Origin of the sequence: Paenibacillus zeirhizosphaerae (assembly GCF_030705605.1) — a bacterium.
GTDB classification, from domain to species: Bacteria; Bacillota; Bacilli; order Paenibacillales; family Paenibacillaceae; genus Paenibacillus; species Paenibacillus zeirhizosphaerae.
On record NZ_JAPCKK010000030.1, the window covers coordinates 273126 to 295776 of the forward strand.

The following is a 22651-nucleotide window of genomic DNA, read 5'->3' on the forward strand; positions in this document are numbered from 1 at the left end:
GTTTGCCTTATACCATCTGACCGTGCTTTTCGCCTGACAGGATATCCGATACCCGGTTATCGACATCCACCAATATCACCTGAGGAACGTATCCCTTCACTTCTTCGGAGCTTAATAAGGCATAGGACATAATAATAACCACATCTCCCACCTGAGCCAGCCGGGCCGCCGCCCCGTTCAGGCAGATGACACCCGAGCCGGGTGCTCCCGGAATAACGTAGGTTTCCAGTCTTGCTCCGTTATTGTTGTTGACAACCTGCACCCTCTCGTTCTCCAATATGTCGGCAGCGTCCATCAAATCACGGTCAATGGTAATGCTGCCTACATAATTTAAATTGGCTTCCGTTATCGTAGCCTTGTGAATTTTGGATTTCATCATCGTTCGGAACAGTTAAATGACCCCCTTCAAATAATGAATGACTGTTGAGATAACCCGATCCTGATGCTCATATATAAAATAATGCCCGCCTTGAAAAGTCACGGTATGACAAGGAGCGTTAACCAGCTCGTACCATTCCTGCTGTTCTCCCTGGATGCTTTCATCTTCCGCTCCATTCATAATCACAACAGGTCCTGTATATCTGCTCCTCCCTTCAATATGTTGATAGGTGTCGCATACATTCAGGTCTGCCCTTAGAATGGGCAGGTACATGTCGCGAATCTGATCACCGTATTGGTGCTCGTCCCAGGGAGTCTGGCTTCCTTCCAGCAGGATGGACCACAGTTCGTCATCGGATAGACCGGAATAACGCGGGCCAAGGGAGAAGCGATGCGGGGGCTTTTGACCCCCGAGAAAAAGCATCGCTGGCGCTTGTCCTCCTTCCTCCTGCAGCCTCATGGCGAGCTCATAGGCAAGCAGGCTTCCCATGCTGTGTCCCAGAAGTGCATACGGCTGATCCGGCCTATGCTTCAACAGTTCCCTGTGAAGATCATGGAGAGCCGCCTCGAAATCGGGATACAAAGGATCATTGAATCTCCGGCCCCTTCCTGCAAGCTCCAGAGGTACAAGCTGAATGTGATCCGGCAAGTTTTCCTTCCAGGAGCCAAACATCCCAGCGGATCCTGCGGCATGAGGTATGCAGAACAGTTGAATACATCCGTTATGAATGGCTTGAGCCATGTTGTTCGCCGCCTTCCATAAAAAGGGTTAATTCCTCGATCGTCTGGTATTGATACAAATGTTTCAAGGACAAGGTGACCCCCAGCTCCTGCGTGATGTCGGAGATCAGCCGGGCTGCTTTTAAAGACTGTCCGCCAAGCTCGAAGAAATTATGCCGAATCCCAACCCCCTCTGTCTTGAGATGCTTTTCCCATATTGCAATCAGCTTTACTTGCAGATCGGTTTGTGGCGGAACATATGCGATTTCTTCAAATAGGGATGTGTCCATTCGCTCCAGCTTCTTTATATCCAGCTTTCCATTAACGGTAACAGGCATTTGCTCCAAACGGACAAAGAATGAAGGAACCATGTATACTGGCAGGGAGCTTGACAGGAAGCTTTTAAGCTCTGATGATGAGACCGGCACGGCTTCCACAACAAAGGCGCATAAAAAGCGCTCTTGCTGCGCATTCGTTTTGACAATGACGGCAGCCTCCCGAATCGCTTGGTGCAGCAGTAGCGCCAGCTCGATCTCACCCGTCTCGATACGATATCCCCGTACTTTGACCTGGTTGTCCATCCGGCCTGTATATTCCATGTTGCCATCCGGAAGCCAGCGGCCTCTGTCCCCTGTTTTGTACATCATCGTACCGAACTCGAAAGGGTTATCCACAAACTTCTCGCGGGTGGCTTCAGGAAGTCCCAAATATCCCTTGGCCAGACCTTCCCCGGTGATACAGATCTCGCCCTCGACTCCAAGCGGCTGAAGCCTGCCGGTTTCGTTCAGAATATAAATCCGGCTATGCGCAACAGGCTTTCCAATGGGAATGTTCGCTGGAACTGGCCGAGCAGAGTCAGGTTTCCATAAGGTTGTCAGAATGGTCGCTTCAGTAGGTCCATATAGATTGGCATAGCCAAACCGACTCCAACGTTCGTACTCATAGACCGAAATGGCTTCACCACCCGAAGCCACCATACGAATTGTCCGCAGATCCTCCGGGTTCAAATGCGCCAGGTGTGACGGTGTCATTGCCACAAAGGTAATGCCGCTGCTGTTCAAAAAATCGGTTAGCGCAACCGGGTCAGCCGAAGTTGATCTCGGAACCAAATGAAGCTCTGCTCCGGTCGTCAGGGCGGCAAAAATTTCAAATGCAGCCAGGTCAAACGCAATGCTGGCGATTTGGGTAATCCGATCATCAGATGTTATGCTCAGTTCCTTTTTGTACAAGGCAGCCAAATGGGACAAGCCACGGTGTGGAACCATGACCCCTTTGGGTTGTCCTGTTGATCCCGAAGTGTAGATTACGTAGGCCGGATGATCGGGATGCACCGTTGTATTCAGATTGCCTGCGGCTGCAGCCGCAGCCGGAGACCGATCTGAATGGCTGTAGATCAGCACGGGCGTTTTTTCCACCATTAAGCCATATTGGGCATCTGCGATTACACATTTGGAACCGCTGCTGTCGAGCATGAACTGTACCCGATCTGCCGGATATTCCGGGTCAATCGGCAAATAAGCGGCACCTGCTTTCAAGATGGCGAGGATGGATATGAGCGTGTCCAGAGACTTGTCCATATAGATAGCGACCACATCATTGGCCCCCACTTCTTGAGCAAGCAAGGTATAAGCTAGTTCGTTGGCATAACCATTCAGCTCACCGTATCGCAGAATTTGCCCCTTCCAGACAGCGGCCACGGCTTCCGGCCGTACTTCTGCCATTCGTTCAAAGGCATTATGAATCCATTCATAGGTGCCGACAGCAGGCAACGCCGGATTGAATACGTTCAGGATCAGTGCCGCCTCATCTTCCGGAACCATGTTCAATTCCCCGATGGTTGCTTCCGCGGAAGAGACAATGGATTGGAGCAGCACCCGATACTGATTCATCATTCGGTCTACCGTCTCTTTCCTGAACAGAGAGGTGGCATATTCAACGGTGCAGCGAATGTAGTCTTCCTGTTCGGCAAGAGACACCGAGAAATCAAACTTGGAGCTTGCGTGACTGCTGTCCCAGCCGCTGATCGTCATCCCGTCGAGATGGAATTCGGGAACGCTCATGTTCTGCATGTCAAACGTGGCCGCAAACAGCGGATTGCGGCTTGGATCGGGCGGCAGATCAAGCATGTCGATCATGCGTTCCAGCGGATAGTCTTGATGCTCAAAGGCTTCAAGCAGCCCGTCCTTCACTTCCTGTAAATACTGTGCAAAAGGCTTGCTTCGCTCAGGCCGGCTCCGAAAAGGCAGCGTGTTAACAAACATGCCGACGACACCGGCCACATCTTCATGTGTTCTTCCTGCAACAGGTACACCAACAATGAGGTCTTCCTCTCCGGAATAATTGTGCAGAAGAACCTGGAAGGCTGACAGCATAATCATGTACAGCGTTGTTCCTGTCCTCTGAGCGAGACTGCGCAAAGGCAGCAGCAGGTCTTGTCCAAGATTCATACTGGTTAGATCACCCTCAAACCGCTGTTGTGCAGGTCTGGGGAAATCGGTGGGGAACTGGAGCACAGGCAGCTCTCCTGACAGGTGATTCATCCAGAATGTTTCTTTGCGCGCGATCTCGTCCGACTGGAGCTGCTGCTGCTGCCAAACCGCAAAGTCCTTGTAAGCTACGGGTACAGGCGGAAGTTCTACTTCCCGATAAAGATCAATAAAGTCCTGAACCAGAATGCCGATGGAGGTTCCATCGGAGATAATATGGTGCATGTCCATCAGCAGCAGATGTTTGCTGTTTCCCAGTTGAATAATACCAAGCCGCAGCAGTGGTGCTTCACGAAGGTGAAAGGGACGGATAAAAGAATCCGCAAGCCGGTGTACAGCCGCTTCCTCCATTTCCCTGGCATCCCGAAACCAGAGCTCGCTAGGTGAAGGCTCGGCCACCACTTGTATAGGCTCGTCCCCCTCCATATGAAAAGTCGTCCGAAGACTCTCGTGCCGCTCCAGTAAAGCGTTATATACCTTTTGCACCCGTTCCAGATCAAGCATTCCCTCCACCAGGAGCGCGGAAGACAAGTGATAAGCCGTGCTAATGCCCTCATATTGATCTAGGATGTACAAGCGCTTCTGTGCCGAGGACAGAGGATACTTCTGCACAGACTGTGCAGGAGCGATGGACGGGATGTCCGCTGGCGTGTCCATATGGCTTACATGCTCCGCCAACGTCTGAACGGTCGGATTCAAAAAGATATCACGGAGCGTCACAGCGGCATTCAGTTCCTTGCGGATTTTTGCCACCAGTCTCATAGCCTTAAGCGAATGCCCTCCGTGCTCAAAAAAATCGAAATCCCTTCCGATCTCATCTTTTTCCAAAATGCTCCGGTACATCTGGCCGATTCGCTGCTCCAGCTCCGTCTCAGGCAAATGCAGCAAGCCAGGGGTTCGGGGCAGATCTGCGGGTGATATTTCTGCCAGTGCCCGATAGTCCACTTTTCCGTTGGGAGTATATGGCATTACCTCAATCCGTATCAAGTACGGCGGCACCATATAGGAAGGCAGCCGTCTAGCCAGATAATTTTGAACCTCCAAAGCTTCAATTCCGTCGCCCGATGTATAAAATGCATACAATTCCCTAGTCCCATCCTGCCGCACCCGAACCGTTGTTGCCGCTTGGCTGATCCGCCCATGCTGCAGCATAACCGCTGTAATCTCACCTGGCTCAATTCGGTATCCGCGGATTTTTACTTGTTGATCGGCCCGTCCCATCAGCTCGATCTCTCCGCTGGAGAGCAGCCTCGCCAAATCACCTGTCCGGTACATCACTGTCCCTTGCTTGAACGGATTGGGCAGAAACTTAGCTGCTGTCAGCCCCGCCTGGTTCCAATATCCAAGGCCTACGGATGCCCCTGTAATATATAGCTCGCCGGTTACGCCTGCAGGAACGATGCGCTGATTTTTATCCAAAATATAACATTCGATATTGTTAATCGGTCTTCCAACAGATGGCCGCTCACGCAGTTGGCTGTGCTTGTCCAACAACAAGGTTGTGACCACATGCGTCTCCGACGGACCATAATGATTATGCAGTTGAACCGAGCTCTGACTGTACGCGTTCATGAATGGAGGAGTGAGAACAAGGGCCTCTCCCGCCACAACGATATGCTCAAGCGAACCGTCAAGCAACCGGCCGATGTAATCCTCTTCGGCAATCAGGAAGTTGAAATAGGCCGTCGGCAGAAATATCGTTTTCACCTCCTGCTGCCCCAGCAGGTCCAGCAGGAGATCCGGCGTTTTTTTGACGTTATCGGATGCAATGACCAGCTCACCGCCTGACAAGAGGGTGACAAGCATCTCCTGGTAACACACGTCAAATCCAATGGATGACGAATGAAGCACCTTGCCGTTCATTCGGATTCCGGATTGCTTCCGGTGATGCAGAACCAGGTTCATGAAATTCCGCTGCGACAACTGAACACCTTTGGGCGTTCCCGTCGTTCCAGAGGTATAGATGGTGTAGATCGCTTCATTGGCTGTCACTGGAATACCCAGATTGACGGGATCGCCTGCCAACGTGGCGTAGTCCAGATGAAGTGTTGGCGTTTCGGGAAGGTGTACCGGTTGTCCCGTGCAGTTAATCAGCAGCCTGGCCCCGGAATCTTCAACCATATGAATGATTCTTTCTTGCGGAAATGCCGCATCGATAGGTACAAACGTTCCTCCAGCCTTGAGAATTGCCAGCACGCCTGTTATGTACGAAATGGATCGCTCTCCGCAAATCGCCACCGCAGTACGAGGGACGATTCCTTTTGCCTGAAGCATTCTGGCCAACTGGTTGGCCCGGGCATTCAATTCCCTGTAGCTCAATATGCCCCTTTCGTCTCGAATAGCGGTCCGGTCAGGAGTGCGCATAACTTGCTCTTCAAAACCGAGACAAACGTTATCCGCCACTGTGAAATCCAGTTGTTCCCCTGCCAACTGCCTGTTTAACCTCGTTTTTTCCAGACCTGTCATGATCTCAAGCTCTCCGATGTGCAGATCCGGGTTAAGAATCGCTTCCTCCAGAATTCGCATCAAACTGGCGGACATGCGTTCAATCGTGGATTGGCGAAATAGCGATGTCGCGTATTCAAACGTGAGCACCAGATCACCTGGTTCCTGCTCGGCCTGCAGCAGCAGGTCGAATTTCGCGGATCTCCATTCATAGTCATAGGCTTCAATCTGAAGATCAGCGATGCGAAGGACAGTCCTTTCCATGTTTTGCAGGGCAAACATCGTGTCAAACATCGGATTGCGGCTCGAATCCCGTGTCACCTGCAGCTCCTGAACCAGCTCTTCAAACGGATAGTCTGCGTGCTCAAAGGCTTCCAAGGACGTGTTTTTCACCTCCTGCAAGAAAGAGCCGAATGTCTGGTCGGATCGAGGTCTGCACCGAATGGCCAGTGTGTTGACAAACATCCCGATCACCGGCTCAAGATCTGCATGTCCTCTGCCTGCCACCGGCGTGCCTACAATAATGTCCTCCTGACCCGTGTATCTGTGCAGCAGAACCTGATATGCAGCCAGTAAAAGCATATACAGGGTAACACCATGATCACGGCAGCTTTCGCCCAGCTTCCCGGTCAGCCTGTGTCCAAGCCGGATCGTAAATTGATTGCCCCTGAAATCTTGAATGGAGGGCCTGGGCTCATCGTATGGGAGCTGAAGCACGGGCAGTTCCCCGGCAAGCTGCTCGTGCCAATAGGTTCTCTGGTTTTCCATAACCGCAAGAGCCTGCTGTTCGTGCTGCCATACCGCATAGTCGATATATTGGATTTCCAGTGGCTCCAGCGCATCTCCTTGATACAAGGACATGAACTCATGGATCCAGATATTCAGGGAGGTGCCGTCAGATATAATGTGATGCATGTCGAGCATGAACAGGTATTGCTCCGGCTGAATGCGGATGACCGTAATTCGCACAAGCGGAGGATGGTTCAAGTCAAACGGACGGATAAATTCATCGATCCGCTCGTGCACGGTCTTCTCGCTTGCATCAGGCATATCCAGAAAAGTGATGCCTGGTGATAATGAATCCATATCCAGCACGGTTTGTACGGGTTCATCGCCATTCATATGAAAAGCGGTCCGCAGGCTGGAGTGACGTTTCAACAAATGGATGTAGCAATCCTTGACTCGTTCGGGATCAAGCGGTCCCTGCACCCGAAGTACAACCGGCATATTGTAGCTGGTGCCGATATCACTGAACTGTTCCAGGATGAACACTCTTTTTTGCGCTGATGTCAGCGGATAAAAGGCTCTATCCGGTGCACGACGGATCTTCTCAAACGGACGAGTGAAGTGGTGTCCCTGAATATGCAAGGCCAGTTCATGCACAGAAGGGAAACGGAAAATATCCCTCAGATTGAGCTCACATTCAAAGTGCTTGTAAATGCGGGATACCAGTCTGGTTGCTTTCAGGGAATGGCCGCCCATTTCAAAAAAGCTGTCATGGCGTCCGACCTGTTCGATCCCGAGAATATCTTCAAAAATATGCGCAAGCTCCTGTTCCAGTGGCCCTTCGGGCATCGTGAAGGTCTGATCCTTGTAAAATCCTTGTCGAGGATCGGGGAGCTTGCGCCTGTCCACTTTCCCGTTTGGCGTCAGTGGCATGCTGTCCAGTTGAACCACATAAGAAGGCACCATGAACCTGGGCAGCTTCGTGCCGATAAACTCTCTAAGCTCCTTGGCATTTAGTTCTTTTGCCGCTACATAATACACACACAATTCCTTGCTGCCGTCTTCCGCGCGGATCAGATGAACCACTGCCTGGTCGACGCTGGGATGGTCCAGCAGCACCGCTGTAATTTCGCCGGTTTCCATCCGGTACCCCCGAATCTTGACCTGTTCGTCTATTCGGCCCATATATTCCAGCGAACCGTCCGGATTCCAGCGTGCCATATCTCCTGATCGGTAAACCCTGCCGCTATGCGCTATGGGTATGGAAATAAATCTTTGCCGGGTTAATGCGTCCAAATGAAGATATTCACGCGCCACACCGCTGCCGCCCACATACAGCTCTCCCGGAACACCTGCAGGCACAATCCGCTGCCAGGGATCAAGCACATACACCTGATAAGAAGGCAAGGACCTTCCAATATCGGAGCGGTTGCGATTAATGTCTTCTGCTGTTAACTCTTTATATGTGACATGGACTGTTGTTTCGGTGATCCCGTACATATTGATAAGCCGGACCCCCGGATACTGTTCATTCCATTCCTTGAGCATGGCTGGCTGCAGGGCCTCGCCGCCAAAGACCACCATATTCAGCGCTGGCAGATCTACCCTGCTCTGAACCGCTTCACGCGCAAATTGGTAAAATGCCGATGGGGTTTGGCTCAATATGCTGATCCGTTGTTCCTGCACAAGCCGCACAAAGGACCGGGTATCCGCCGTGATATCCCTTGGCACGATGACGAGCTGGCCTCCGTACAGAAGAGCCCCGAAAATTTCCCAGACCGAGAAATCAAACGAAGTGGAATGAAAGAGAGACCATACATCCCGGCTTCCAAAGGCAAATAAAGACGAAGTGGTCTGCAATAGCCGCACCACATTTTGATGTTCTATCACAACCCCTTTGGGTGTACCTGTGGACCCCGATGTATATAGGATATAAGCTGCCTGATGCGAGGATACGTTGACATCCGGGCAATCGCTGCCTTGGCGTTGTATCCATTTCAGATCATGCTGATGCTTAAGCTTGCCTGGCATACGCTCGGCTTCTGATCCAGCCTGATCCACTTCAATGATGACATCATATCTGTACAAGGTAAGCTCGTTCGGGATCGTATATATTTTGTCGGAGAAATGCACGCCCCCGATTGCCCGATACTCGGCCTGCAGGTCCCTGAAGAACGCCCGGGAAAGGAACAGTTCATTGTCAAACTCGGTCTTAGTGCTCACCTCCGGGTGGGTAGCGTCATAATCCCGCAAATCCTGCAAAAACGCTTCCTTGGAATCTAGATCCATGACATCCCCAATGAACAAAATACCTCGTTCCGACAACATCTCCAGGGCGGAGCGCAATACTTTCCGCAAATAATGGTGCCCCTTGAACACCTGAACAACGCTGTTCAGGATAATTATGTCAAAAGGCCCCTCATTCAGCCGGTTGATCTGATCGGCGGGCAGACAGTCCAGCTTGATGTGCCGGAAGCCCTCACGCTCCACCCTTTCCTGGCAATTGCGTATCATGCTTGAAGACAAATCGGTTCCATAATAAAATCCGACATGTGGTGCCAAGGTAAACATGCTTATCCCCGAAGCGCATCCGATTTCGAGAACACGTGTGGTTGGATTCAGATAAGGCAGCAGCTTCTGCCTGATGTTATCCGCATACTCGTCCATTTCCTCCGGCGACAAGTCCTGACGGGTGTAACTGCTGACCCAGGCACCACCCGAAATCTCATCGGTCGCCTGGTCGGCAACAAAGTTCCAGACATTTTGGTCCATAAATTCATTTTCAAGCTCTTCAGCTTCTTCCAATTGATCGGTATCCAGACAGATGTAGGCTGCAAATTGCGGAAGCTCCCACTGCAAACGGTTAAGCTGCCGCAAATGCGGACGAAGCGAGAGGACGGTTCCGATGCACGCATCCTCCATCATTTTTTTCATTCGCGCATGTGGAAATTCCGGGTCTAGGGGAATATAAGTCCCACCCGCTTTTAATACCGCCAGCATACCGATAATGGAATAAACGGAATTATGCATCATGATGCCGACAGGCTCTTCATGCTTCAACTGGCGCTCCCGGTGCAAATAGCTTGCCACCCGATTGGCCATGTCATTAAGTTCCTTGTAGGTGTACACGCCGGTTTCTGCCGTAACGGCCACCTTATCGGGATGAAGGGCGACCTGCTCTTCGAACAGTGCAGGAATGCTCGCAACCTTCTCGACATTCGCGGAAAGAGCGCTTGGCACAAATTGCTTCAGCTCCTCTTCACCCAGCAGGTTACAGGCATCCATTTCGTTGTCAGGATGGAACAAGAGATGCTCCAATACCTTTTCATAATGCATGAAAAACTGGCTGACAAACCATTCAGCGTAGGATGTCGCATGATACTTTACTTGCAGCACAAGGTGGTCTGAACGGCGCTGGAACTCAAAGCGGCAATCGTAACCGATCTCTTCGACCGCAGCCGGGTCATAGAGCCCTTCCATCCCGGCGATCATGCTGCAATGCGGACCTTCCCCCAGGTCAACCCCAAGCAAATCCAGCAACAGCGAAAACGGGAAATTCGAATGTTGATCCGCTTCAACCATCCTCTGTTTGATATGTGCAATAAATTCTCTTCCGCGGTCTCCAGGTTGAATATTGGCCCGGATCAGAACGAGCGGGTTCAAAGACTTAGAGTTGTCTGCTGTATCTGGCATGACGGGAACCCCGACGGTAATTGCGGCTTCCCCCGTATACCGGTGCAGCACATAGCTGAGGCCGGCCAGCAGAAGAATAAACAAGGCATGGTCTGAGCCTCTGCTGACTGTATTCAGTCTCTGACTCAGAGAATCATGGAACACGTAATGTTTAACTTCAATACGCCCCTCCGCTGAGGGAGATGAAGTGAATGCCATGCGCGTCATTTCTGTGAAATCAGAGAATTGCCGAAGCCAATACTGTTTTTCCTTTTCAAGTCTTGCATCCGACAATAATACATGTTTTTCGAGCGTATCCATTCACTTGCCCCTTCCTGTATACCTCATGTTAGAAATCAAAAGAAATGCTCTCCAGCCAGTCCTGTCGTTCCCGGATGGTGTAACCATGCTCCAGCTCCATTCGATCCAGCTCCATCGCGGTATTGCGGACAATCTGCTGCAGGATTTGCATATAATTGCGGGTCATATGGCGAATGGTGGATGCCTTGAAGAGGCCGGTGCAATAATCCATTGTAAATTGCAAGTCCCTAATACCCTCGGTTACCTCAAAGCGGATATCAAACATGGTGCTGTTCCGTTCATAATCCCGCGCTTGGAATTGCACATCAGGAATCATCGACGGGGGCGATTCCATATTCTGCATCACCAACACGGTATCAAAGAGCGGATTGCGGCTAAGGTCACGGCGGTAATCCAGTTGTTCGACGAGATCGTCAAACGGATAATCCTGATGGGCGTAGCCATCCAAAGTCCGTTGTCGCACCGTCTGCAGCAGGTCTTCAAACTTGCAGTCTCCGTCAATCTGCATGCGCAGCGGCAAGGTGTTCACAAACATGCCCAGCATGTGCTCCAGCCGTTCGTGTTGCCTTCCTGCAATGGGACAACCGACCACGATATCCCGCTGCCCGGAATATCGGTACAGCAAGGCGTAGTAGGCCGCAAGCAGCAGCATGTACAACGTTGTGTCCGTTCTCAAGGCAAGCTGCTTCAATTGTTCGCTCAACTCCTGCCCTACTTCAAAAGAAATGGAGCTTCCGCTGAAGCTTTGCAGTTTCGGCCGTTCATAGTCATATGGAAGCTCCAGAGCGGGAACTTCATCTTCAAATTGGCCCAGCCAGTAGTTTTTTTGTTGTTGCATCAGCGGACTGGACAGCATTCGGTTTTGCCACACGGCAAAGTCTTTATATTGCACGTGTAAGGCCGGCAGCTCTTTTCTCATATAAAGATCCATAAATTCCGCAATCAAAATAGAGAGTGAGACGCCGTCGGATATGATGTGATGGATATCAAAGACTAATACCGCACTTTGCTCGTCGGTGTGGATCAGGCAGACCCGCAGATGTGTAGGCTGATCCAGGCGGAAAGGCCGGATTTGCTCCTTAATTTTTGCCTCTACCTCGTTCTGCGCTGCCTCGATTTCAATCCATTCCGCTTCTCCCTGATTATGGACTTTCTGAACAGGCATACCATCGATGAAATGAAATGAGGTCCGCAAAATTTCATGCCTGCCAATCAATTCCGCCAGTGCCGCCCGGCAGCGATTCTCATCCAGCTTCCCTGCAACCTCCAGCACCATCGGCATGTTGTAGCTGATGCCAGCCTCTTCCGCCGCATTCAATAACAGCATGCGTTTTTGAGCTGAGGATACCGGATAATGGTCAGCCTGCTTCGCCGGCAGGATGTCGTCCAGATGCGCTTCCGCAAGACTCGATTTCAGAAAAACAGCCGTTTCTGCGATGGTCTGATACTGGAACACATGCTGGAGATTGAAATCCAGACGGAACTCATGCCGAATCTTTACCGCAAGGCTTGTAGCTCTGAGCGAGTGGCCTCCGCTTGCAAAAAAGTTGTCATGTACCCCCAGCTCGTCCACATTCAGCACCTCTTTCCATATGTGAAGCAACCGGGATTCCACGGGATTAGCTGGCTCCGCCGCTCTGGATTCCTGTGCCACTTCCTGTAAATGGTCGTGCTCCTGCTCCAATTTGCGCCGGTCCACTTTTCCATTGTGGGTCAAAGGCATACGGTCCAGCATGATAAACTGGCTGGGGATCATATATTCCGGCAGTTCAAGCAGCAGACGCTCCCGAGTCTGTCCGGGATGCTGCGGAATATCGGACACCAGGAAGGCCTGGAGCCGCTGAAAGTGATCCTGGTCTGCTGTGGCTAATACAACCGCTTCTTGCACGCCGGGAATTTGGAGCAAAGCCGTTTCGATCTCTTGCAGCTCCACGCGGTATCCCCGAATTTTCACCTGCTGATCCACCCGACCCAGAAAATGTAGATTGCCCTGCTCATCCCATTTGGCCAAATCGCCTGTGCGGTACATGCTTCCCGTCCCATATGGATCAGGGGTGAACCTCTCCGCAGTCAGATCCTCCCGGCCCAGATAACCTTGGGCTACTCCGGACCCGGCAATACAGAGTTCACCGGGAATGCCGGGAGGCTGAAGCTGGCCGCTCCGGTTAAGGATATAAATTCGGTAACCCGGAATCGGTTTCCCGATCGGCATCATATCCCCATCACTATCCTGGCAGCGGTGGTAGGCTGCACATACCGTCGTTTCCGTGGGTCCATACGAGTTGAACACCTCAGCGTTTTGCATCAGTCTGGAAACATGCTGCTTCTTCAGCACATCTCCTCCGGATATGAACAGACGGACCCGATGATGCTGCAGATGCCGGTCCAGCTCGCTCAGCATCACCGGAGAACCGGAGATCACCGTTACGGAGCGTTCTTCAATCAGGGCAGCCAAGCTCTCCACATGACGCGCCTTGTCCTTCGCTGCAATGTGCACGGAACCTCCAGCGACCAACGCCGGATAAATCTCTTCTATGGATGTGTCGAACGAAGTGGAAGAATGATGCAACACTCGGTCATCCGCATCCAGATGGAACATTTCGTTGAATCTTGTCACATAATGAGCCAGATTCTGATGTGAAATCTTGACTCCTTTGGGCTGCCCTGTTGTTCCTGACGTATAGAGCACGTAAGCAATGGCTTCCGGTTGGCTGCGATCAGGCAGCCATGCGCGAGCCTCCCCCGGCGCTCCAAATAACGAGTCAGACACGTCACCGCACAGATCGGCCTTGCTCAGGCTGATCCCGACAACTTCAGTGCCGCTCATCCGCAAGGTTTGACCCGTCCAGGAGAGAGGAACACGGGTCTGCACATCTGTGATTAACAGGAAGGCATCCGCATCCTTCAGCATGAATGCGATTCGTTTCTCGGGATACTCCGGGTCAATCGGCAAGCATATGGCCCCCATGCGCTGGATGGCCAGCAAGCCAACGATCATAGCAGATGAGTTGGACATCAAAATGGCGACGGTTTTTCCTTCGACCATCTCCAGTTCTGTCAGGTGACGGGCCAGCATGTCTACTTTTTGCATAAGCTCACGATAGGTCAGTCGGTCCTCTCCGTTATGAACTGCAAGGCGATTTGGTGCTGTGACAGCCTGGCGCTCAACGAGATACGGTACAGTTATGGCGGACTGCTCCCTGCCGACTCCTGGCGAGTTGAATTGTTGTAAAATCAGGTGCTTCTCCTCATTTGTCAACATGTCCACCTCGGATAAGAGAGCCCCCGGGCGCGTGGCAAAAATTTGGAGAATATTACAGTAGTGACGCATCAGTCTGTGAATTGTAGCCTCCCGGAACAAGCTGGTGCTGTATTCAATAAACAGCTCAAGCCGATCCTTCTGTTCATGAATCTGGAGGGATAGATCAAATGCGGATTGCTTCGTTTCAAAGGCATATGGCTCACAGGACAGCCCCGGAATTTGAAGGGTTCGGGAGGGCGTATTCTGCAAGGAAAACATCGTATCAAATACCGGGTTGCGGCTTGTATCCCTAGGCACGTTTAACGCCTGAACCAGCTCTTCAAAAGGGTAATCTGCATGCTCGAAGGCATGAAGCGCAATATTCTTGACTTCCTGTAAAAAAACAGCGGCCGTTTTCCCGGGTTCAGGATGGCAGCGGATGGCTAGTGTGTTAGAGAACATACCGATCACACGGAACAAATCTGCATGGCTCCTCCCCGCAACAGGCGTGCCGATGACAAGGTCATCCTGCCCCGTATATTGGTGAAGCAGTGCACCGTATGCCGCCAAGGTCAGCATGTACAGAGTCACTCCATGCTCACGGCAGCAGGATCTGAGCTTTTCGGTCAGCTCTTGTCCAAGCGTGAAGCTGTATTGGCTTCCGGCATAATTACGCACGGCAGGGCGTGTATAATCGGCAGGCATTTGCAGAACTGGCAAAGGACCTGCGAGCTGATTCTGCCAGAATGCTTTGTGCCGTTCAAATATTCCCGAATGCAACTGCTGCTGCTGCCAGACGGCATAATCGGGATATTGCAGCCGCGATGGTTCCAGCTCGTTGTCGTTTGTGTACAACCGGATGAATTCATCCACCCAGACGTCCATGGAGACGCCGTCCGAAATCAGATGATGCATATCCACCATCAGCAAATGCCGGCGTTCTTGCATCTGCACAATGCCTACTCGAACGAGAGAGGCCTGATCCAGAACAAAAGGTTGGATGAATTGTTGAATCAGATCCTGAACAGCTTGCCGATCTTCCAGCTCACACGGGTATAGCCTGATCTCTGCTTGAATCGACTCAAGCGGAGCTACTCTCTGCACCGGCCCTCGGTCTTCGGTCAAATGAAACGACGTGCGCAAAGCGGCATGCCGGCTAAGCATGGTTGTATAGACGAATTTCACCCGCTCAATGTCCAGCTCTCCTTCAAGTCGAAGGACAAAAGGCATATTGTAGCTTGTTCCGATATCTTGAAATTGCTCCAAAATAAACAGTCGCTGCTGAGCGGATGAGAGCGGGTAATCCTCTTTGTGCACGGCAGGCTGAGGCCATTGAAATTGAACAACAGGAAGCGGTTCTTGCTCCTCTACAGCACGTTCCTCTCGCTCTTCCAGCCGCAGAGCCAGCTCTTGCAGCACCGGGTACCGGAACAGATCTTTGAGCCTCATCTCCAGGTTGAATTCCTGCTGCACCCGGGAGACAAGCTGCATGGCCTTGAGGGAATGTCCACCCCAATCAAAGAAGTTGCAGTCTCTGCCAATCGTGTTCATCTCAAGCACATCGGCGAAGATGCCCGCCAGCCGTCGTTCCATTGGCGTTACCGGTTCGGTCAGGAGATCTGCGGAGTCCTGAAGATGTATCCGTGGGTCCGGCAAAGCGCGCTTATCCAATTTTCCGTTGGAGGTTAAAGGCAGTACGTCCAGACGGATTACAAAAGCAGGAACCATATAACGCGGCAGCCTTGCGGCAATAAACTTCCGAACCTGTTCTTGAGCCGATTCCGCCTGTCCGGCGGTATAATATGCGCAAATTTCCTTATCAAGTCCGGTTTCACGATCAAGCACAATGACGGCTGACCCTGTAATATCCGGGTGTTCCAGCATACAAGCGCGGATTTCATCAAGCTCGATACGATAGCCCCTGATCTTGACCTGATCGTCCATCCGGCCAATGAACTGCAGGGTTCCGTCCGGAAGCCACTTTGCGAAGTCCCCGGTCCGGTACATAAGCTTGCCTGGATGATATGGATTGGGCACAAATTTACGATCAGTCATCTCTGGCTGCTTCCAGTACCCTCTGCCCACACCCTCCCCGGCAACACATAGTTCTCCTTCCACTCCGGGGGGCTGCAACTGATTCAGCTGCTCCGGATGCACGACATAGGCCTGGGACAGATAGAGCGGAACCCCGATCGGAACGGGCGCCTTCGTCCCTCGCTTGACGATGTGCATTGTGGAAAAGGTCGTATTTTCCGTTGGTCCGTAGCCGTTGATTAACACCGTACCGGGACAAGCTTGGTGCAACAATTCCGCATGATACGCAGACGCGGCTTCGCCTCCAATGATAACGGTCCTTAGTGTTGCAAAAGCTGAAGGCTGCTGCTGCACCAAATAGTGAAACAGCGAAGTCGTCAGGAACAGGTCCGTTATGCCGTAATCGGACAGCGCTGAGCTGAATGTATGGGCTTCCTGAATGATGCGCTCATTCAGCATCACGAGCGTTCCCCCGTTCGTGAGCGTACCCCACAGTTCCAGGGTAAATGCATCAAACATTATGGATGCCGTCTGAAGCACCCGGTTTCCCTGGATGAACAGGCGATAATTTTCCGGCATTACCAGCCTCGCGATGTTCCGGTTTTCAATCATTACCGCTTTAGGCTTGCCTGTAGTGCCCGATGTGTACATCACATAAGCCAGCCGTTCCGGTGGGATGGTCGTCGCAGGGTTTTCCGTACAGGCGGTCAAGTCATCGTCCCGCATCAGCAGCAGTTCTGGTCCATATCCGCTCAGCTTGCCGGCATGTTCCGGTGTGGTGATGATCTTTACCGCTTCGCTGTCTTGTAACATGTAAGCAATGCGTTCTTTCGGCAGGTCGGGCTGGATGAGCAAGTAAGCTGCCCCGGATTTCATAGTTCCGAGAATGGCTGATACAAGCTGTTCCGTGCGTTCCATTACAATGGCTACAATGGCTTCCTGATGCAGCATAATCGGCATAAGAGTATGCGCTACCCGGTTTGCCTGTTCATTCAGGAATTGATAGGTATAGCTGCCGTTCTCCGTCATAAGTGCGATATGGTCCGGATACAGCTTAGCCATAGCTTCGAACCGGCTCTGCACAGTCTGCGCAGGCGATTCACACGGATAGGGATGCGTAAGCTGCAATAGGCGAACCTCTTCTTCCGGCGTCAGCAGCCTCATCTGGCGCAGTTCCTGTTCCGGATTGGCCAGACACTGCTGCACCAAATGTTGAAAATGCCGGCTCATCTGTTCCACATAAGCACGGTCAAAACATTGAACACGGTAGTGGAACAAACAAAGGATTCCCTCGTTAATTTCTTTGGCCTCAAGCATAAGGTCATACTTCGAAGAGGTGCTTGGCAGGTCATAGCCCGCAAATGTCAAGGAGCCGGATTCTGCATGAAAATCAATATTTTGAAATACAAACATCGTTTCCATAAGCGGCTGTCTATCCGGATTTCGTTCCGGGTTGAGCTGTTGCAGCAGCTCTTCGAACGGGTACTCCTGATGGTCAAACGATTGCAGCACATTGAATTTAACTTCTTCGAGAAAATCCGTAAAACGTTTGCCGCCTTCCGGGAAATTGCGCAGCGGCAGTGTATTGACAAACATGCCTATAATATTGTCAGCGTGTTCGTACTGCCTGCCTGCGGAAGCTGTTCCGATGACAATGTCCTGTTGGTTGGTATACTTGGACAGAAATACGTAGTATAGCGTCAGCAGCGTCATGAACATCGTCGATCTATGCCGGGAGGCCAGGGCCAGCAGCTTGCGGGACGTCTCTTGATCCAATATAAACCCAAGCTTGTCTGCGTCTGCATTCCCGACTTGACCAGGCTCCATCCGGACAGGGAGACGCAAGGCGGGCAGTTCCCCTCGGTACTGGTTAAGCCAGAATTGCTGCTGCCGCTCCCTGACAGACGGTGAGATTCCCTTTAGCCAACGCACATAATCCTTATATTGATGGGTTGGTTCTTCCAATGGTTTTCCATCATAAAGTTCAACAAACTCCCTCATAATAATGCCGGTGGACACACCGTCCGAAATGATATGATGCATATCCATAAAAAACAGGTGCCGGTCCTCTTCCAGACGAATCAATTGTGCCCGGAGCAGCGGCGCCCGTTCCAGATCAAAAGGCTGAATCAACTCGTGAACCGTTGCCTCTAGCCGCTCCAATGCTGCCTCGCTGTACTCAAGGTCAAAGCGAATTTCCGAAGCCGGATGGACGCGCTGAACAGGCTCGTCTCCGCGCATTTCGAAGCTGGTACGCAACATGTCATGTCTGCGAATCAAAGCTCGGATGGTCCGCTCCACCTTCTCCTTGTCCAACGGTCCGTCAATGGTCACTGCAGAAGGAATGTTGTAATTGGTATCTTGTTCATAATATCTGTTCATGAAATACATACGGGTCTGAGCAGGCGACAATGGGTACAGATCGGTCAGCTCTGCCTCTTCATGGGCAACGCTCGCTTCTTCCATGGTTTCCCCGGTCCATATTTTCGCCAGCTCCCGAATGGTGGAATGCTGGAACAGCTCGCTGAGCGGTAGCGTAAGCCCCTGTTTTTGCAGACCGGCAATCAGCGTTGCGCCTTTGAGCGAATCTCCGCCAAGCTCGAAGAAATCATCGTCAATACCGATATCCTCAATGCCGAAGAAATTTCCCCAGAAATCTGTCAACTTACGCTGAAGTTCGTTCTCCGGCTCACTGTAAGGTATGGAAAGCTGCGGACGCGGCAGCTTCTTCATGTTGTTGCGTACAGGCGCTGCCTGTTCTCTTTCTGCTCGAAGCCCAGTAACCCAGCGTCTCCTGCGCTGCTCCAAATTTGCCGTTGACACGATGAGATGTCCGGTTTCTTCCGTCAGAAGCACCCGTTCCAAAATTTCAAGCGCCTCATCCATCTCCATCAAAAAAGGATCATCCGCAGCGGAATCCGTGTCGTGCTCCCCCCTCATATTCCAGCCGTCCCAGCCCAGGCTGATCCACCGCCCTTGCCGAACGGGCAGGCTGTATACGTAAGCATCCAGGAAACTGTTTGCAGCGGCATAAGCACCGAAGGTAATTCCGCCAAGCACCGCCGATAAAGAAGAGAAAAGAACACAAAAATCCAGCTTCAAATTTGCCGCAGCCCGCTCCAAGGCCAGCACGCCATGTACTTTAGAATGGAACTGCTCCTCTAGTTGTCCTTCATGCAGGCGGGACACCGCTTCAAAGGTCGCTCCTTCTGTCAAGCCGGCCGCGTGAATGATCCCATGGATGGGGCCCCAATATTCACGAACGCGGGAGAATGCCTCCCGGAGACTGGCCTCGGATGCAGCATCCGCCGTTAAGAGCAGAATCTCTGCCCCGTTCTGCTCAAGCGTTTGTGCCCAGCGGATCAGACTCCGTAGCCGTTGTTCGGCAGCGTACACTTGTCCGGCAAGAATGTCTTTCCATGTATGTCTGTCCGGAATCGCCGTTCTTCCCAATAAAACGACCCGTGCCCCGTATCGTAAGGCGAGATGCTCTGCAAGCGCGCGGCCGATCTTTCCAAAACCGCCCGTTATACAATAGATGCCGCCAGTACGCAGCCCGCTTTGCCCGTTTGGCCGGGCAGGCAGCGGGGCGGGCGTATAATTTGCAATCCAGCGATACTGCTTACGGTAAGCGACAAATGGCTCAGGGCTCGGATCTACACGAACGGCCTCGCTGAGAAGGGCACAGGCGTAAGCTTGCATGGATTCTGCGCACAGTTCATCATCAAGATCCACCAGCGTGCAGCGAATATTCGGATTTTCCTGCGGAATGACCAGTGCCAAGCCTTTAAGCGTGGAATGCGCAGCCTGAACCCGCTCCGTGCCTGTCACCTCCTGCATCCCGTTGGTCGCCGCGATAATATCCGCCGTAACGGTGCCCTTGACCATATGGAGATTCCGAACATGCTCAAGCAGACGGTAAGCGCCGTTTCGCTGCAAATCCTGAAACCGTTCAGCGTCAAGCGTTTGATGGATATCAGGATTGATGCTCTCCAAATGCAATATTTTCAGGGGTTTGGTGTTGGTCTCCGGCAATGTCCACGCTTCACCCGGAGCGGCAATCCGCACTTCCGCCTGATGTTCCGCGAGTATGTTCAGAATATGCCCGCTAATTCCCCAAGAGTCGGGAGCAAGGACCCATATGCTCTCTTTGAGCCGTTCTATTGTGCGTATATCGAGCGTGCGGCTAATCCTGGAGGTTCTGGACCAACCGGGGACATACAGCCATTTTGCGAGATCCGTATTTTTTTGCAGCCGGGTTTCCGGCACTATGCTGTCACTATCTTGTAAACGGGCGGACGGGTCACCGGTCGCCATAAGCTGCTTGTACAGCTCAAGCTGGCGGTTATACTGCACTTTCTCAAACGGATAGGTCGGCAGATGCAGCACATGTCCGGGAAAAAGATGCGGATATTGGTTTCGGATGCTCTCACCCGCCAACCAGCGTTCACGAACTTCCTCTATGAAACCGGGTGCCGAGAGCTGTGTCCCAGACTCTTGAAATGCGTACAACTGCTCAATCGCCTCCAGACGGCTATGGCAAATGACCGCAGCACGATGCTTCCATTCCGCTCTGGCACGGACAAGCGTGTGTGCGACATCTTCCAGAGCGGCGTGCGGATTCTCTGCCAGGTAGCGGGCCAGATTGTGGGCTGTTTGTTTCAGGGCTGCGGTTGTCTTGGCCGATATGGGAAGAAGAATCGGCAACATCTCCGCCTGTGTGCCCATGGACTTCCCGTGATTAAGACGACTTGCGTTCTCCGCCAATACCGGAGCTTGCTCCAGAATCAAATGAGCGTTCGTACCTCCGATCCCAAAAGAGCTGACACCGGCACGCAGGGGATGCCCCCTGTCGCTTGTCCATGGCCGCTCCTGCGTATTGACATAAAACGGGCTCGTATTCCAGTCAAACTGCGGATTCGGGCTGGTCACATGCAGTGTTGGCGGAAGCGTGCGCTGCTTTAACGCCAGCACCGTTTTAATGAACCCGGCTACTCCGGCGGCGCAGTCCAGATGGCCGATATTGGATTTTACCGAACCGATGGCACAGGATGCGGGCATAACACCGTCAAATGCCAGGCGCAGCCCTTCAAGCTCCACGGGGTCTCCTATATAGGTGCCTGTACCATGCGCTTCCACATAACTGATGCTGTCCGGTTCCACATCCGCAGCCAGCATGGCTGAGCGGATTACACGGCTCTGCTCCTCAATGCTGGGAGCGGAAAAGGCTGCCTTGCCCGCCCCGTCGTTATTGATGGCTGAACCTTTAATCAAAGCATGAATGGGGTCTCCGTCCTCAAGCGCATCCTCCAATCTTTTTAGCAAAACGACGCCCGCCCCGCTTCCGCCGACCGTTCCGGCAGCCTCCTGGTCAAAAGCGCGGCAATGCCCGTCCGGAGACAGAATCATGCCTTCCTGGAACAGATAGCCGCCTTCCTGAGGGAGTGAGACCGTCACTCCTCCGGCCAGCGCCATGCGGCATTCTCCACTAAGCAAGCCTTGACAAGCCATATGAATGGCCACAAGGGACGTGGAACAGGCAGTATATATACTCACACTGGGACCTTTCAGATTGAGGGCATAGGACACTCGTGTTGAGAGAAAATCTTTATCCGTCAATTGGCTGTCGGCAAATTGTTTGGATTCGGGAGCAAGGTCTGCCAGGGAGGCAGTTGCCTCCCACAGCAGATTGGACGATGCCCCAGCGTATACACCTACGGACAGATCGGATTCGGGCAAGGCGTAGCCCCCCTCCTCCAGGGCCTCCCATGCGCATTCATGGAACAGGCGAATCTGGGGGTCGAGTAACTCGGCATCAGCAGGAACATAGTTGAAAAACGATGCATCAAAACAGTCATAATCCTTCAGTAGTCCTTTGGCCTTGACGTAATTCGGATTCTGAAGCATGTCCTTGGATACGCCTGCATCCTCCAGTTGTTTGTCTGTAAAATAAGTGATGGATTCAACGCCGTGTTTCAGATTATGCCAAAATTGATCCAGATTGGCGGCACCAGGAAATCTCCCGGCCATTCCGATAATGGCAATTTCTAACCCCGTAAATGGGCTGTTTTCCTTTTCCATTCTGAATGCTCCTTTTCAAGCTACTCGGCACCTGTCTCAAATCGTTGAAAATTACATAATTCACCGTCATATAGCTCTTCTTTTTCCGAAAATGGAATTCCGTTAAGTTCATATACCTTTTTCCAGAAGGAAATCGCTTGAGCGTTGCCCGCCAATTGAAAAATCAAGTATTTGCCCCGATATTGCCGGAATATTTGCTGAACAGCAGCCCGGGCAATTCCCTTGTGCCTGTAACCTTTCAGAATGAACAGCTCGTTCACGCAATAATCGACATCCTTGGCCGTATAGGGAGGCTGATTCAGCATCAGAAATCCCGCGACCCGGGTTTCATGGAAAATCAAAAAGGCTTTCAGCCGGTCATCCTGCTCGTACAGAGGCAGTCCTTCATATTCAAACATTCCCTTCTCATTCGGCCTGAGCTCCGGTGTATATGCCGATAAGTCATGAAGATACAGGGGGACAAGATTTCGCAAGATTTCCATTTCATAGGATTCTCTGACGGGAACAAGCTGTGTGTCGCCTTGACTCATAGGTTAACCTCCAAACG

General features: G+C 52.0%; 5 protein-coding genes and 1 pseudogene. All 6 read right to left on the bottom strand.

Going from position 1 to position 22651, the window contains the following annotated elements:
• Nucleotides 1-7: 7 nt before the first annotated feature.
• Nucleotides 8-391, bottom strand: a complete 384-nt coding sequence (panD, locus tag OIN60_RS19115; RefSeq protein WP_305756487.1) for an aspartate 1-decarboxylase — start codon at nt 389-391, stop codon at nt 8-10.
• The gene (locus OIN60_RS19120; protein ID WP_305756458.1) at nt 392-1120 is read right to left on the bottom strand and encodes a thioesterase II family protein; all 729 of its coding nucleotides are present in this window, start codon (nt 1118-1120) and stop codon (nt 392-394) included. It lies immediately after the preceding gene.
• On the bottom strand, nt 1101-10748 hold the full coding sequence (locus tag OIN60_RS19125; RefSeq protein WP_305756459.1) for a non-ribosomal peptide synthetase: 9648 nt from the start codon (nt 10746-10748) through the stop codon (nt 1101-1103). Before OIN60_RS19125 ends, OIN60_RS19120 begins: the two co-directional genes overlap by 20 nt.
• A 28-nt stretch (nt 10749-10776) precedes the next feature.
• Entirely contained in the window at nt 10777-15582 is a 4806-nt protein-coding gene (locus OIN60_RS22675; RefSeq protein WP_370872549.1) for a non-ribosomal peptide synthetase, read from the bottom strand.
• A 72-nt stretch (nt 15583-15654) separates the two neighbouring features.
• A pseudogene (locus OIN60_RS22680) lies at nt 15655-22104 on the bottom strand (amino acid adenylation domain-containing protein); the annotation flags it as partial.
• Nucleotides 22105-22124: 20 nt separating this feature from the next.
• On the bottom strand, nt 22125-22634 hold the full coding sequence (locus tag OIN60_RS19135) for a GNAT family N-acetyltransferase (protein ID WP_305756461.1): 510 nt from the start codon (nt 22632-22634) through the stop codon (nt 22125-22127).
• Between the last annotated feature and the right edge of the window lie 17 nt (nt 22635-22651).

Coding starts and splice junctions, on each gene's coding strand:
- OIN60_RS22675 (WP_370872549.1), bottom strand. CDS start 15,582: ATGGAACGACGGCTGGCGGGCATCTTCGCCGATGTGCTTGAGATGAAC.
- OIN60_RS19125 (WP_305756459.1), bottom strand. CDS start 10,748: ATGGATACGCTCGAAAAACATGTATTATTGTCGGATGCAAGACTTGAA.
- OIN60_RS19135 (WP_305756461.1), bottom strand. CDS start 22,634: ATGAGTCAAGGCGACACACAGCTTGTTCCCGTCAGAGAATCCTATGAA.
- OIN60_RS19120 (WP_305756458.1), bottom strand. CDS start 1,120: ATGGCTCAAGCCATTCATAACGGATGTATTCAACTGTTCTGCATACCT.